12 protein-coding genes and 1 tRNA gene are annotated in these 15273 nt (G+C 58.4%); 10 read left to right on the top strand and 3 right to left on the bottom strand.

The features are described 5' to 3' along the window. Positions 1 to 101: 101 nt before the first annotated feature. Both K3754_RS14435 and K3754_RS14440 read left to right on the top strand, forming a co-directional pair. Positions 102 to 911, top strand: a complete 810-nt coding sequence (locus K3754_RS14435) for an IclR family transcriptional regulator (RefSeq protein ID WP_259938178.1) — start codon at positions 102 to 104, stop codon at positions 909 to 911. Then, entirely contained in the window at positions 908 to 2254 is a 1347-nt protein-coding gene (locus K3754_RS14440; protein ID WP_259938179.1) for an aspartate aminotransferase family protein, read from the top strand. Before K3754_RS14435 ends, K3754_RS14440 begins: the two co-directional genes overlap by 4 nt. Positions 2255 to 2346: 92 nt before the next feature. Here K3754_RS14440 and K3754_RS14445 read toward each other — a convergent pair whose 3' ends face one another. Both K3754_RS14445 and K3754_RS14450 read right to left on the bottom strand, forming a co-directional pair. Then, positions 2347 to 5643: a calcium-binding protein gene (locus K3754_RS14445; RefSeq protein WP_259938180.1), complete on the bottom strand. Its 3297-nt coding sequence runs from the start codon at positions 5641 to 5643 to the stop codon at positions 2347 to 2349. A gap of 446 nt (positions 5644 to 6089) precedes the next feature. Then, entirely contained in the window at positions 6090 to 7418 is a 1329-nt protein-coding gene (locus K3754_RS14450) for a PLP-dependent aminotransferase family protein (protein WP_259938181.1), read from the bottom strand. Between the two features lie 85 nt (positions 7419 to 7503). Between K3754_RS14450 and K3754_RS14455 the strand changes: the two genes are divergently transcribed. The 8 genes from K3754_RS14455 to K3754_RS14490 all read left to right on the top strand — a co-directional run bounded on the left by K3754_RS14455 (position 7504) and on the right by K3754_RS14490 (position 14650). After that, complete coding sequence (locus tag K3754_RS14455; RefSeq protein ID WP_259938182.1) at positions 7504 to 8664, top strand: MFS transporter; 1161 nt, start codon at positions 7504 to 7506, stop codon at positions 8662 to 8664. Between the two features lie 157 nt (positions 8665 to 8821). Further along, the gene (locus K3754_RS14460; RefSeq protein ID WP_259938183.1) at positions 8822 to 9478 is read left to right on the top strand and encodes a TetR/AcrR family transcriptional regulator; all 657 of its coding nucleotides are present in this window, start codon (positions 8822 to 8824) and stop codon (positions 9476 to 9478) included. Positions 9479 to 9530: 52 nt separating this feature from the next. Further along, positions 9531 to 10592 carry a C4-dicarboxylate TRAP transporter substrate-binding protein gene (locus K3754_RS14465; protein WP_259938184.1) on the top strand — a complete coding sequence of 354 codons (1062 nt, stop codon included), beginning with the start codon at positions 9531 to 9533 and terminating at the stop codon, positions 10590 to 10592. Next, positions 10589 to 11125: a TRAP transporter small permease subunit gene (locus K3754_RS14470; protein ID WP_259938185.1), complete on the top strand. Its 537-nt coding sequence runs from the start codon at positions 10589 to 10591 to the stop codon at positions 11123 to 11125. The genes K3754_RS14465 and K3754_RS14470 overlap by 4 nt, the downstream gene beginning before the upstream one ends. Beyond that, complete coding sequence (locus K3754_RS14475; protein WP_203210432.1) at positions 11125 to 12432, top strand: TRAP transporter large permease; 1308 nt, start codon at positions 11125 to 11127, stop codon at positions 12430 to 12432. Before K3754_RS14470 ends, K3754_RS14475 begins: the two co-directional genes overlap by 1 nt. Before the next feature lie 19 nt (positions 12433 to 12451). Then, positions 12452 to 13234, top strand: coding sequence for a cyclase family protein (locus tag K3754_RS14480; protein WP_259938186.1), 783 nt, complete (start codon positions 12452 to 12454; stop codon positions 13232 to 13234). Next, complete coding sequence (locus K3754_RS14485) at positions 13231 to 14166, top strand: fumarylacetoacetate hydrolase family protein (protein WP_259938187.1); 936 nt, start codon at positions 13231 to 13233, stop codon at positions 14164 to 14166. Before K3754_RS14480 ends, K3754_RS14485 begins: the two co-directional genes overlap by 4 nt. Further along, entirely contained in the window at positions 14150 to 14650 is a 501-nt protein-coding gene (locus K3754_RS14490) for an OsmC family protein (protein WP_259938188.1), read from the top strand. The genes K3754_RS14485 and K3754_RS14490 overlap by 17 nt, the downstream gene beginning before the upstream one ends. Before the next feature lie 382 nt (positions 14651 to 15032). On the opposite strand, the gene K3754_RS14495 is transcribed toward K3754_RS14490, so the two are convergent. After that, positions 15033 to 15122, bottom strand: a tRNA-Ser gene (locus K3754_RS14495). Between the last annotated feature and the right edge of the window lie 151 nt (positions 15123 to 15273).

The raw sequence follows: 15273 nt of genomic DNA on the forward strand, positions 1-15273 counted from the left end.
TGATATGGTTCATATAGTGAACCGACGTTTCATAAAAAGGTTGCCTTGTTAACCTCCCTCTGTCAAACTTTTTCTCAAGACAGCAACAAAGCGAGAGTCTCATGTCGTCCATTTCGAAAACGCTGGAGCTTTTGGCGTATTTCACATCAGCCCAACCCGAGATCGGGTTGTCGCAGCTGTGCCGGCAGGCTGGGCGTGACAAGGCGACGACCTACAGGCACCTGCAAGCACTTGAAGACGCTGGATTTGTGGAACAGAACCCGGTGACCAAACATTACCGGCTTGGGCCAGCGTTGCTACAGTTGGCGCAAATCCGTGAAGAGACCGTGCCGCGCAAAGCCGGGGCCGAAACCGTGCTGGATGGCCTGGTCGACACAACGGGCGAGACCGCTCATGTTTCCGTGCTTTCGGGCACCACAGTCTATCCACTGGTGTCCCGGGAATCGCATCATCACAGCACCCGCGCCATCATCGATGTGCAGTCTTTCCCGCTCCATGCCACGGCATCCGGGCTTTGTGCTCTGGCCTTTGGCCCATCTGAGCTTTGGCCCGCAGCGGTTGCGAAGTTGCAGACATTTACCGATCGCACCATCGCATCAAAAGAGGCGTTGCAGCAAACGGTCGCGGCAGTCCGGCAAAGTGGCTTTGGCCGCTCCGACCGTTGCTACGAGGACGACATTCAGGGGGTTTCGGCCCCGGTATTTGATCAATCCGGCCGCTTTGCCGGTGCGGTCTCCGTCGCCTGCGTTGCCTCCCGTTTCACGCCAGAACTAGAGGCCAGGGTCAAAAAACAGCTGATCAACGCCAGCCGCGACATCACCCGAAACTGGGGCGGTGCCGTCCCTGCCGAAATCGAGGCCGCATGGGCCAGTTCACTGTCACGTTCGAACGTATTGGAAAACACATCATGAAAGACTCCAACTTCCTCAAAGAGAACAACGGGCGGCTGATGTGGCATCCGATGACCTCGCCGCAGGACAGCGCCGAGAACCCGCCCAAAATCATCACCGGTGCCAGCGGCGTGAGCGTTACGGATATTGACGGGCATAGTGTGGTGGACGGTGTTGGCGGGCTATGGAACGTCAATCTGGGCTACTCCTGCCAACCGGTCAAAGACGCGATGACCGCACAGCTGGACACCCTGCCCTATTATTCGACGTTCCGCGGCACGTCCAACGATGTCGCGATTGAGCTGTCTTTTGAACTGTCGGAATTCTTTGAGCCTGACGGGATGGCACGAGCGTTCTTTACCTCTGGCGGATCGGATTCGGTTGAAACCGCGCTGCGTCTTGCCCGCCAGTATCACAAGCTGCGTGGAGAGGCGGGACGCACCAAGTTCTTGAGCCTCAAGAAAGGCTATCACGGCACCCATATCGGCGGGGCATCTGTCAACGGCAATGCCAATTTCCGCACCGCTTATGAGCCACTTTTACCCGGCTGTTTCCACATTCCGGCGCCTTACACCTACCGGAACCCGTTTAACGAAAGCGATCCGGAAAAGCTGGCCCAGCTTTGTGTGCAGGCGCTGGAGGACGAGATCGCCTTTCAGGGGGCAGGCACCATCGCCGCGATGATCATGGAGCCGATTTTGGGCGCAGGCGGGGTGATACCGCCGCACAAATCCTTTGCGCCAATGGTTCAGGAGATCTGCAATCGCCACGGCATCTTGCTGATCACCGATGAGGTGATCACCGCCTATGGCCGAACCGGCGCATGGTCCGGTGCGCGGCTTTGGGGCATTCAGCCGGATATGATGTGTACCGCCAAGGCGATCACCAACGGATATTTCCCCTTTGGCGCGGTGATGATCGGCCACCGCATGGTTGATGTGTTCGAGGGCAACCCGTCTGCCAAAATCGGCCATGGCTACACCTATTCGGGTCATCCTGTCGGTGCGGCGGCGGCGCTGGCCTGTCTGGCAGAGACCAAGCGCTTGAACGTGGTGGACAATGCTGCCGCGCGGGGCGCGCAGCTTTTCAACGGGTGCAAAGCCCTGATGGAGAAATATGATATCATCGGCGATGTGCGCGGCGGGCATGGGTTGATGACCGCAATTGAGATGGTCAGTGACCGCGCGACCAAGACTCCGATTGACGGGGCCTCCGCGCTGGCGGTGCAGGAAGGTGCCTATCAGAACGGTGCAATGGTGCGGGTGTCCGGCCCCAATCTGATCCTGTCGCCGCCATTGGTCCTGAGCGAAGCGGAGGCAGATACGATCCTGTCAGCCTTGGATGCGGGCCTCGGCTGCGTCTGACGTCGGCGCATGGGCCTGACAGCGATTGACCGCGAACACACCAATGCCCCGCCCAGCATCGCGGGGCGGGGCATTGATTGTTTCGCTATAGATCAAAAGTTGAAGTCTTCCTCCGACAGGGTAAAGCCGCTGACCCCGATCACACCGATGTTGCCCTCTTTGCCCGCGTCATTGGTGAAGGTCACACGCGCCGCCGTGTCGGTCAGTTGCAGGATCATCACGTCATCCATGCCCTGCACGGCATCCATGCGGGAAAAGTCTATCTTGTCGGCACCGTCTTCCCAGTCAAAGATCTGGCCACCACGCGTGCCATCCATGAACAGAAAGGTATCGGCCTCAGTGCCACCGGACATGTTGTCATGGCCACTGTTGGACACCAGCGTATCCTCCCCCATTTCACCAAAAAGCGCATCAGTGCCCCAGCCGCCTTCGATCCAGTCATTGCCGGCACCGCCAAACAGCAGATCATTGTGCCCCTCGCCAAAGAGATAATCGTCACCCTCGCCAGCCAAGACAAAATCATTGCCGTTGTTGCCGTGGATATTGTCCGCCTCTGCTGTACCGTTCAGCATATTCGCGTCACTGTCGCCCGCGATGTGGTTTGGCAGTCCCTCGATCGGTTCCAGAATATCGATCCCGTCAAAGACCCCTTTGGCCGTGACCCGCACATCTTCTTCGGTGACAGTGTCACCGTAGATTTTCACCGTGCCGAGGCTATCCTCGTCATGGGCGCCGCCGCCATCGCCTTGTTGGGAACGAACATGCAGGAGGGAGTAATCGCCACCTTCATCCACACCATAGGTGATCTCGGCCAGTTCGACCGTGTGCCCGCGCAGCTCAATCTTGTCATTGTCCTGATTGGAAAAGTCCAAGACCACGTCATCACCGCCGCTTTCGACCCAATGATCGTGCACCGCATCATTTTCACCCGCGACCTTGCGCCAGTTGATGCTGCCGTCCTCACGGGTATGGCGGGCCAGAACAACGTCTGTCGCGTCCAGCAGATAGTTGAACATAAAGGTATCGCGGTGCTGGCCGCCTGACACGATGTCGGTGGAAAGTGCTGGATCAACCGGATCCGTGATGCGCCCCGCGCCATCCGTCTGTGCCGGGTCAGGCTCTCCGCCATCGGCATAGACGCGGATGTGATCGTTGCCCAGTCCGGCAAAAACCTGCTGTGATCCTGAGCCAAGTTCGATCTGGTCAGTGGAGTTCACGTCATCGGGGGCTGTTTCCAGCACCACACCGTCCTGGATGATCTGGAAGGCCTGCGTGCCGCCGTTGTAATCAGCCAGTTTGTCTGTCTCGGCCAGTTGGTCACCGCCATCGAACACGCCGTCACGTTTCACGGTGATGTCCTCCTTGGTGACCTTGTCGCCATAGACCTTGATGATGCCAAGCGGATCCTCGTCATGGGCGCCGGTGGCCGTATTTGCCCCGCCCGCGCCGCCGTCGCCTTGCTGGCTGATCACACGGATGGCGGAGAACGCACCGCCTCCGTCATTGCCGTATGTAACCTCCGCAATCTCAACGGTGTGGCCACGCACCAGGATCTTGTCGCCTTCTTCTTTCGAGAAATCGAGGATCGTATCAACGCCGAACCCCTCAACCCAGTGGTCATGCACGTTGTCGTTCTCGCCCGCAACGCCGCGCCAGTTGATGTCACCCGTGCTGCCTGTGTGCTGGGCCACCACCTCGGCTCGGCCGTTCAACAGCGCGTAGAATTCGAACCGATCCGCACCTGCACCGCCTGAGAAGTAATCGTCCGATCCATCCGCCCCGATGGCCGGATTGATCCGCCCCTCGGCGCCATCGGTCTGGGCGGGGTCCGGCTCTCCCGCGTCGCCGTAAGAGATGATCCGGTCATTGCCGCCGCCCGCCTCAACGATCTGGGTGCCACTGCCCGCCTTGAACGTATCGCCCCGCGCGGTGCCCTCAAAAGCCCGTTCAAAATTCTCGGGATCTTCGATACCCCACTGTGGATGCACGATCTGCGGTGCGTCATTGTCGGCCAGACCATCCGCTTCGGCGGCAGCAATATCCCCAAGCTGATCAACGCCGTAGAACACGTCCGCTCTCAGATTGATATCTTCCTTGGTCACCTTGTCGCCGTAGACCTTGATCGTGCCCAGCAGATCTTCGTCATGGGCGCCAGTGGCCGTGTTTTCGCCGCCCGCACCGCCATCGCCCTGCTGGGAGCGCAGTTGGATCAGGCTGAATTCGCCGCCCTCATCCGCACCATAGGTGATCGCGGCAACCTCCACCGTGTGGCCGCGAATGTCGATTTTGTCACCATCCTGGTTGGAGAAATCGAGGATCACATCATTGCCGATGCCCTCGACCCAGTGGTCATGGACATTGTCGTTCTCACCGGCGACGCCGCGCCAGTTCACCTCTCCATCGCTGCGGGTGTGTTTGTTCTGTATCTCTTGCTTGGCGTTGAGCAGCAGACGGAAGGCAAAGGTATCGCGTCCCTGACCGCCCTTGATGATGTCGTCCGACAGATCCGCCGCGACGGGATCATTGACACGCCCCTCCGCGCCCTCGGTCTGGGCCGGGTCCGGCTCACCGCCATCCGAAAAGCTGTAGATGATGTCATTGCCGCCGCCCGCATCCACGGTTTGCGATCCTTCACCAATCGAAATCCGGTCAGACTGCCTGTGGATCGACCCGGTGTAGCTGGTGTCGTCGGTGTTGCTGGCAACGACCTGCGTGATGCCAAGGTCAATCGGGGCATAGACCGCATCCGCTGTCTCAAGCCGGTCGATGCCCTCATTGTTCCGCTCAACAATCAAATCGGCGAGTTCAACCCTGTCGCCATAAACCTTGATCTGGCCGAGTTGGTCTTCGTCATGGGCGCCGGTGGCCGTATTGGCTCCGCCTGCGCCGCCGTCACCCTGCTGGCTGTAGACTGAGATCAGGGAAAACGCGCCGGCCTCATCCGTTCCATAGGTGATATCGCCAATGGTCACGGTGTGACCTGTGATCTTGATCTTGTCACCCTCGGCCTTGCTGTAGTCCGTAATCGTATCCAGGCCAAACCCCTCGACCCAGTGATCATGGACGTTGTCGTTTTCTCCGGCAACGCCGCCCCAATTCACCCGGCCGGAGCTGCCGGTGTGCGCGCCGACGACGCTTTCCCTGGCATTGATCAACGCGCGGAATTCAAACGTGTCGCGGCCCGCGCCGCCTGTGAGCGTATCGTCGGTGCCGCCGGTGACAGGGGGGTAAACGCGCCCCTCCGCGCCGGGCGTTTGCGCCGGATCAGGCTCCCCCCCATCCGCGTAGGATATGATGCGGTCATTGCCCGCGCCCATATCAACAGATTGTGCGCCGCTGCCAAGGATTGCTGTTTCGCCGAATTTCGTTCCGTTCACGTTGTCCGCCATTTGGTCTCTCCCAAGGTTTTTTGCGGTGTGTCCTGTTTTCAGATCCAGCACCGCGCTTATTGTTGGAGACCATTGATTCCCGTAAAACGTGAAAAATCTATGTTCGAATTCGAGCAATTGTCGGAAGGGCCGTTTTTCGCGCTGCCGGCGCGGTGCACCGCCATTTTTTTCGGTTTGCACCATATGATGTGGGGGATCGGTCGCTAAATCGCGATAGTTTGCGCTGACAAATCCTGAACCGGCTCAGTGTGTCCGCAGCTCAAACCGCAATTTCTTGCCTTAATCCACGCCTCAGAATCAAATGCCCCGGCCAAATGTCATGAAAGCGTCTTAATTAAATGAGGTGAGGATCAGGCCGGACCGGCGCCACGACTGCAGCGCCAGCCCATCGCAACAAACCGCACAAAGCAGTATTGGCAGTTGTTCCGAACGGGCCGCGGCGCGCGTCAAAGGCTTGCGACGACCGCATCACGCACGATGTCCAAAACGGCCTTGAGGTCTGTTTTCGGAACGCCGCCAAACGCAAGACGAATGGCTTGGGGAACGGCGGTTGTGGTTGCAAACGGCTCTGCCCCGCTGACCGATAATCCCTGATCTTTCAAAGTTGAAATGATCGCGCTGGACCGCGCCCCTTTTGCCAATGGCAGCCAGGCAAAGCCCGCGTTCGGATGCGCCGCGATGGGGAGATCGGCAAATACCTCCCGGCAGATCTTTTGACGCGCGGCCCCGTCTTCCCGCCTGCTTTGCTCCATCCGGTCCAATGTGCCGTCATCAATCCAATTGGTCACAAGATCCACGATCAATGCGGGCGTGTTCCATGTGGTCGCACGGATGATGCCCGACAGGGCATCAAGATGTTTTTCCGGTGTGATCAAATACCCCAAGCGCAGCCCCGTGGCGAGATTCTTGGAAAAGCCGCCGATGTGAAGGGTTCTGGCAGGTGCAAGCGTCAGAAAACTTGGCGGCGGATCAGGTTCGAGGAATGCATAAGCCGCATCTTCCAAGATGGTCAGATCATAGGTCTGCGCCAATTCAACAATACGGCGACGGGTGCCGGCATCCATAACCGACCCCAGCGGGTTTTGCACCGTGGGCATCAAATAGACGGCCCGCAATCGGTTCAATCTGCACGCCGCCTCCAGCGCATCAGGGTCCATCACCCCGGCAACCGACTGCACCGGCACAAGATTGATCCCTTGCAAAGACGCCGCTGATTTGAAGCCGGGGTAGGTCAGGGCATCGACGGCTATTGCATCACCGCGTTGAAACAGCCCCAAGATGGCAATCGCCAGACCATGTTGCCCGCCAGAGGTGATCAGCAGGTGATCAGGGTCAATCGGGCCGTGATTAGCGCCCAGCCGTTCTGCGATAATCCTGCGTTCGTGCCGCCGCCCGGCGTGCGGCTGGTAGCGCATCATCGCCTGAAGATCACCCGAGGTCGCAAGCCGCCGCAGGCCGGAGCGCAGCAGCTCCGCATCCGCCGTCTCGCCGGGCATGTTGAACACCAGATCGACGAGGCCATCCGGGGAGGTTTGCAAAAGCCCATGCGTCATGGACAGGCCCTGATCGCGGACAAATGTGCCTCTGCCCGCCTCTCCGACGATGATGCCGCGATGCTCAAGCTCGCGATACACGCGGGTCGCTGTTCCCAAGGCGATGCCAAATTTCTCTGCAAAAGCCCGATGGGTGGGCAGTTTTGTTCCCGGCGGCAGCTCGCCGTTCTTGATCGCATCCGACAGCTTGTCAGCGATTTGCATGTATCGGGTCTTGGTCATGGTCGAATGTTCTTAGTACAATAAAGAAATTGTGACAACTACATCCCTGTGACATGGCTGTTCCCAAAGAGAACGGAGCATCCATATGCCGCGACTGATTTCCATTCCCATTCTGACGATCTGCCTGTTCACAGTGACTTACGCAGTAAATCTTCAATCGCCCCTCTATCCGGCCTACGCCCTGCAAGGCGGCGCGGCGGCAACCTCTGTTACGGTGGCATTTGCTGCATATGTCGGTGGTCTGATGCCGACGTTGCTGCTTTTGGGCGGGCTATCGGACAGGATCGGGCGGCGATACCCCATTGCGCTTGCCTTGTGTCTTGGTGCCGCTGCAACGTTGCTTTTGATGCAATTTCCCAGCTGGAATACCTTGGTCATTGCGCGGGTTTTGCTTGGGATCGGTACGGGCCTCGCAACAACATCCGGAACCGCCTACATGACAGAGCTGCTTGGCATGGCGCAGGCCAGAACGGCGGCCCTGGTCGTGACTTCGGCAACCTCCTTGGGGTTCGGCGGCGGTGCATTGGCGACCAGTATCAGCCTGGGCCTACAGGGTCAGACGTTTTTGCCGGCGAGTTATATCAGCCTCGTTGTGATTGCCCCCCTCCTTGCCATCCTCGCCTTGGCCCTGCCCCGCGCCGATGTTCCCCGGCCCGTATCGCCCCTGCGCTTGCCCTACTTCCCGGCCGGAACATGGGTTTTTGGCGCAGCCATGGCATTGGCGTGGTCCACAACCGGCATGACCATTGCGATTGTCCCACTGGAACTTGCCGCCAAGGGGCTTCAGGGCTGGATCGGTCTCGTGGTTTTCCTGGCGATTTTTGTTGGCTTCCTGTGCCAACCCCTGGCGCGCCGGATGCAGAACGGCTCGGCGTTGAGTGTTGGGTTTGTCTTGATCCCGCTGGGGTTTGCCATTCTGCTTGTCGGGGTTTGGATGAATGCTCTGGCGCTTGTCCTAATCGGCACCTGCGTGACCAGTGCGGCCAGCTATGGGTTCACCTACCTGTCTTCTCTTGCCGAGGTGTCCTTGCGGGCCGGACCGGACCGTGCCCGCGCGACGGCTGGCTTGTTTGTCTATGCCTATTTCGGTTTTTCTGTCCCCGTTGTTGCTGCTGGCGCCTTGGCAGACTGGCTCGGGAGGCTGCCCGCGATGGCGGCATTTGCCGTGGCCCAGATCGTCATCACCATTGTGGTCAGCCACATCTGGAAAGGACGCATGCGCCGCAGCGACATTGGCAAAGAGTGAACTGGCCGGCTCCATCCTGACACCATCAATTCGATCGCCGGCAATGTCCCGCCATGATCACCTGCGGGTGCGCGCCTAGCCTGCCTGACGGGCAGGACCATGACGAAAATCAAACGAATCCCTTGACTGATCGATCAATCAGTTTTTAGGGTGAAGCATGACAGTTGCAGTGCAAAAAGTTCAGGGGTCTTCGCGCAGCGAAGCGCGGAATGCCATTTTGGACGCCGCCGAGGTGGCGTTCTCCGAGGCAGGTTTTCACGGCGTTGGAATGAAGGCGCTGTCTAAACGCGCCGGTGTCGCCCAAGGGCTGATCCATTATCATTTTGGCACCAAAGACGGGCTCTACGAGGCGGTGATCGAACGCCGTGCCGTTTCGATCACATTAACGCGCTCGGAACTTCTTAAGCAGATCGATCTGTCCCACCCCAATGCGGTGCGCAGTATTTTTGAGGCTTTCTTTCAACCGCCGTTGTCGACAGAGGGCGGCGGCACCTCCTTTGCACGTGTATTTGCCTTGCTGGTCAACGGGGACGAACGGGACCGCGCCTTGGTGCGCAAATATTACGATCCATCAGCGCTCGAATTTATCGAGGCTTTGCAGGTCGCGCATCCGGCTGCTGACCGTGAAACCTGTGCATGGGCCTATTCGATGGCTCTTGGCCTGCTTGTGGGGGCCGTCGGGCGATCGCGCCGTCCAGAACGGCTTGCTGGAAAGAGCGGGCCTGACCCTCTTGAAACCGAAGCCTTGGTCAATCGGCTGACCACACATGCCACGGGGGGTTTTTTTGCCTTGAGCGAGAACCAAAAGACCTAAACCGCCGCCGGGGGAGAGCGGCGCAATCTAATTTATTCTGGGAGGAAAACAAATGAAGATCACAACAACCCTGGGCATCGCGGCCCTGATATCGGCGGCTGTGCCCGCGGCAACCATGGCTGAGAATTTTTCCGCAACCGTTGTCGCGGGGCATCCACCGGTGTTTCGATGGGTGCGCATGCTGGACGAAGCGTTTTATCCAGCAACCAACGACGCCCTGTCAGAACACGGACACAGCGTGGCATTTGATGGTCAATACGGCGGAACGATCGCAGCCGTCGGAGATGAATTGGAAACCGTGGAAAGCGGGCTTGCCGAAATCGGCGTGTGTTCTTCACTGTTCGATCCGTCAAAACTCGCGATCCAGAATGTCACCTATTACACACCATTCGTCAGCTCAGACGCGCGGATGGTTGGTGAAAAAATGAACCAGTTGCACAACGATGATCCACGTATGCAGCAAGCCTACCTCGACAATGGCAACACCTATCTGGGTGGGCCGGTTGTTGTAGATGATTACCTTTTGATGACGAACTTTCCTGTGCAGAGTCTTGCCGATCTGGAAGGGCGCAAGATCGCGGCACCCGGCGCTGCGGTGAACTGGCTCGAAGGGACCGGTGCCGTGGGGGTCTCGGGCAATCTGACAACCTATTACAATGAAATGCAGACAGGTGTGTACGACGGTGTCATCGTCTTTGCATCCGCCGCATTGCCGAGCAAACTGTACGAGGTGGCGCCATATGTCACCCGCGCAGGTCTTGGCGCCCAGTTTGCCGGGGGCATCTGCGCCAACACCGACTGGTTCGAAGGTCTGCCGGCCGAGGTTCAAGATGCCATGCGCAAAGGCGCCGACGCAGCGCGGGCCTGGTATCTGGATGACCTCGAAGCGGCGATTGAGAAATCCTTTGCCGTTATGGCGGACGCAGGCGCGACCATTACGGACGCCCCGGAAGAAATGCGCCAAGCCTGGGCAGATGGCATGAACAATGTGGCGGCGACATGGGCGGCGGATCTTGATGGTCGCGGGCAGCCCGGCACAGAGATTCTGAATGTCTATATGAACGCCATGCGGGATGCCGGTGCGACGCCGTTGCGCGACTGGGATAAAGAATGATCAAGACCCAAGAAAGGACCGAGCGTTCTCTCTGGCTCGGTCTGCTGGACAGGGTGGCCTCCGCGATGAACATCGCGGGGTCTGCCCTGATCTTGATGCTCATGATCCTCATTGGGCTTGATGTCGCGGGGCGGAATCTGTTGGCTGCGCCTGTTCCCGGAGTGCCTGAAATGGTGTCCTTGTCCATCGTGGCAATCGTATTTCTGCAATCGCCACGGACCCTTTTGGCAGGCCGGATGGTCCGCTCAACCGCGTTGCGGGATCTTCTCATGCGCCGTGCACCGCGCGTCGCCCTGATCCTGGAGGACATCTGGGATATCATTGGGTTGTGCGTGTTGGCGACGATTGCCTGGTCGACCTGGCCCACATTGGTACGCGATTGGGAACGCGACACCTTTGTCGGCGCGGTGGGCAGTTTCACCGCCCCGGTTTGGCCCGTCAAAGCAACTATTCTTGCAGGATGCATCATGCTTGTCCTGCTGTTCGCCGGACAAACCTGGCGCCGTCACTCCAATGCAGGGCAGGACGTTTGATGGAAGCGTTTGATATCGGCCTGATCTCGCTTGGTGCGATGGTGGTGTTTGTGATGGCCGGGCTTTATGTCCCGATTGCGTTGATGGCCTGCTCCTTTGTGGGCATCTGGGCGATCAAAGGGTCTCCCCTCCTGGCGTCCAAAGCGCTGGCACTTGCGGCGAGTGACACCATCGCCAGCTACTTCTTTGGTGTTGTGCCATTGTTTGTCCTGATGGGATTTCTGGTTTCGGAATCCGGCATGGGTCGGGATGCCTTTGATGTGGCCAATCAGGGATTTCGGAAGATCAAAGGCGGCCTCGGCGTTGGCACGGTTGGCGCCAATGCCATCTTTGCCGCAATTACAGGGATCTCTATCGCCTCTGCTGCCGTCTTTACCAAAATCGCGGTCCCGCAAATGGTGCGCCACGGGTATAACGCACGCTTTGCAACGGGCGTTGTTGCGGGCTCTTCCGTCCTGGGCATGCTGATCCCACCATCGCTCTTGTTGATCCTTTACGGTCTGCTGACCGATCAGAGCATTGGCGACCTGTTTCTTGCAGGCATCGGCCCCGGCATCCTTTTGTCGGTGGTTTTTGGCCTCGGCATCATCGCCACAGCCGTCTTTGCGCCGCGCTTCATCGGAAACCCGACCATTCCTGAAGACGGCGCGCTGTCTGGCACCGAAGTTCTGGCCAAAGGTCTGCCAATCGTACTTTTGATCTCGGTCGTTCTTGGCGGCATCTACGGAGGGGTCTTCACACCGGTCGAAGCAGGTGCCATCGGATCCATCGGTGCGCTGGTGCTTGGCTTGGCCAAACGTGCGCTCAACCTGAAAGCCATCGGGCGGGTGCTGGTTGAAACCGGACTTGTGACCGCCTCGATCTGCTTTTTGATCATCGCCGCGCAGATGTACTCGCGAATGTTGGCGTTCTCTGGCCTGCCCGCTGAATTCGGGTCTCTGGTCACAACTGCGGATCTCTCGCTCATGATGGTCATCACGCTTTACGTGGCTGTCGTGATCGCGATGGGTATGATGCTGGACAGTTCATCCATCATGCTCATTCTCGTTCCATTGATGATGCCGGTGATGAATACCTTTGGTGTCGATCTGATCTGGTTCGGGATCGTTACGGTGATCGCTGTCGAGATTGGTCTGCTCACGCCGCCCTTTGGCATTTCCGTCTATGTGATCAAGTCCACACTGGATGATCCCTCAATAACTCTGGCCGATATTTTCATCGGGGCCGCCCCCTTTGCACTGGCCATGCTTGGCGTCCTCATTCTCGTGATCGCATTTCCGGTGATCGCCACGGGTCTTATCCCTTGAACCTAAGAAAGGAGCGGTCGTGCCGCGCAAGATAATCGACATTTCCGTCTCGCTCGAAGCGGGCATTGCATCGGACCCGCCAATGATGCTGCCTCAAATCAAATATGAGGCACACAAGGACACCGCCGACCAGATGGCATCGTTCTTTCCCGGATTAACGGTTGACGATCTGCCCAATGGCGAAGGCTGGGCGGTCGAAACGCTGACCGTTTCGACACATAACGGCACCCATCTTGATGCCCCCTACCACCATCATTCAACGATGGATGGCGGCAAGCCATCAAAGACCATTGATGAAGTGCCTCTGGACTGGTGCTTTCGCCCCGGTGTGAAACTCGATTTCCGGCACTTCGAGAACGGCTACATCGTTCAACCCCGCGATATCGAAGCGGAACTCGACCGCATCGGGCATCAACTGCAACCGCTGGATATTGTGGTGGTCAACACCTCTGCCGGGCTCCGCTATGGGCATGAGGACTACCTTGTATCAGGTTGCGGTATCGGGCGCGACGCAACCCTCTATCTGCTTGAACGGGGCGTGCGTGTCACGGGAACCGATGCCTGGTCTTGGGATGCGCCTTTTGCTCTGACTGCGGCGGAATGGGCAAAAAACCGCGATCCTTCAATCATCTGGGAGGGGCACCGTGCCTCCATTGATATCGGATATTGCCATATGGAAAAGCTGTCCAACCTTGAGGCCTTGCCGCCCACGGGCTTCGACATCAGTTGCTTTCCGATCAAGATAAAACGTGCCTCTGCCGGATTTACCCGCGCCGTGGCTATACTGAGGGACGACACATGAAGCTGGGAACAATTTGTTATCAAGACAAGGATCGCCTTGTTGCACTTGTGGACGAAAACACCGTTCTCGATCTTGCAAGGGCCTCATCGGATGCCAGGCATTTCTCCGACATGGTGGCGATGATCGAAGCCGGCCCAGATGCGCTGGAGCATGCGCGAAAGCTGATGGCTGAGCCCCCGCAAGAGGCCCTCATTGCCCTCTCGGACGTAGAGCACCGCGTGCCCTTGCGCCCCGTGCAATATCGCGATTGTCTGGTTTTCGAAGAACACCTGCTGAACAGCTTTGCGCAGGCGGAGAAGATGACGGGCCGCCCCTTCACGATCCCGCCGGTCTGGTACGATCAACCGATCTACTACAAGGGCAATCGCATGTCCTTTGTCGGCCACATGCAGACGGTGCAATGGCCCAAATACTGCGATCACCTCGATCTGGAACTCGAACTTGCAATCGTGATCGGCAAACAGGGCAAGGATATTTCCCAAGCCGACGCGCCAGGCCACATCTGGGGTTACACGATCTTGAATGATGTGAGCGCTCGCGACGCCCAGATGCGCGAAATGGCAGGTCAGCTTGGCCCCGCCAAGGGCAAGGATTTTGACACAGGCAACATTCTGGGCCCTTGGGTTGTGACCGCGGATGAGATACCCCATCCCGCCCAACTTGATATGCATGTCGAGGTCAATGGCCAGCGGTGGGGCGGTGGCAATTCACGCCAGATGCACCATGATTTTGCCGCCGTGATTGCGCATATTTCCGCGTCGGAAACCCTGTACCCCGGCGAAGTCATCGGATCGGGCACCGTCGGCACCGGCTGCGGCCTTGAGATCGGCAGAAAATTGGCGGATGGCGATGAAATGGCGCTGACGATCGAGCGGATCGGAACCTTGCGAAACACAGTCCGGCGCGGAGGCCAAGATGACAGCAACACCTGAAAACATGCCAGCCCGTGCCGAGGTCACATTCACATGCCACGGCACGGCGACGGGCAAGATGCGCAACGATCTTGATGTGCGCATGGTCAAACCCTTTGCCGAGCATTTCGAACTTGCAACCGATGAAGGGCCCTTTCACGGAGGCGACGCCACAGCGCCCCCGCCTCTCGCCTTGTTCATCGGTGGATTAACCGGATGTCTGATGACCCAGATCCGCGCATTTGCCAAACGTCTGAAGGTCGAGATTGCAGACCTCCAGGTGGATTGCCAAATCACCTGGGATTGGGCGAAGGCTGGTAAGGTCTACGAAACGGGTCCCAAAAGCTTTGCCATCGACGTGATCCTGGACAGCCCCGCCCCTATTGAGGACCAAATTGCACTGATCGAGGCAGCCAAGAAGGGCTGTTTCATTGAGCAAACACTGTCTGCGCCAAACACGATCCGGCACCGGCTCAAGACCGCGGAGGGATATCGCGACGTGTGAACCGGCGGCCTGTCTCGCAAAGGCCCGTGCCTCAAAGACGAAAAGCGGCCACCACACCACGCCGCCGCTCTTTGCAATCCACCGCCAGCCATTCACCGCCCCCCTCGGCCCATCACCCGTGATTTCCTGACCGGCGTATCTGGCAAGGAAAACTCAACGAACATCGCTTCCGCTTGTTGATGGAACAATGAGGAGCAGATCAGCGCCCACTCCGCGATGGCCACAGACAGCGCCCCCGCTCACGGCCTCAAGGGATGCTTTGAGTGCAGGAAGAAACCTTAGAAAATCACCGCGCCGATCAAGGCCAACGAACAACTCTCCTGCCGGCTCCCCGGCGGGTTTTCTTCTTTTCAGCGGATCGGGATTTTTGAGCCAGAGATTATGGCGGAGACGAAGGGATTCGAACCCTCGAGACCCTTCCGGGCCTACTCCCTTAGCAGGGGAGCGCCTTCGACCACTCGGCCACGTCTCCGCTGACCCGTTTATCGGCAAGCTCTTTGGGGGGCAAGGGCGAAAAACGGATTTATACCGTTTCTGGAAACCGCACCGCTCGGGGCATTGATGTGGTGCCTTGGGATATCGTCAACTGTTGGCCAAATGCGGCTGTTTCAGCACTGTCACTG

Origin of the sequence: Sulfitobacter sp. M368, from assembly GCF_025141875.1 — a bacterium.
Lineage (GTDB): Bacteria > Pseudomonadota > Alphaproteobacteria > Rhodobacterales > Rhodobacteraceae > Sulfitobacter > Sulfitobacter mediterraneus_A.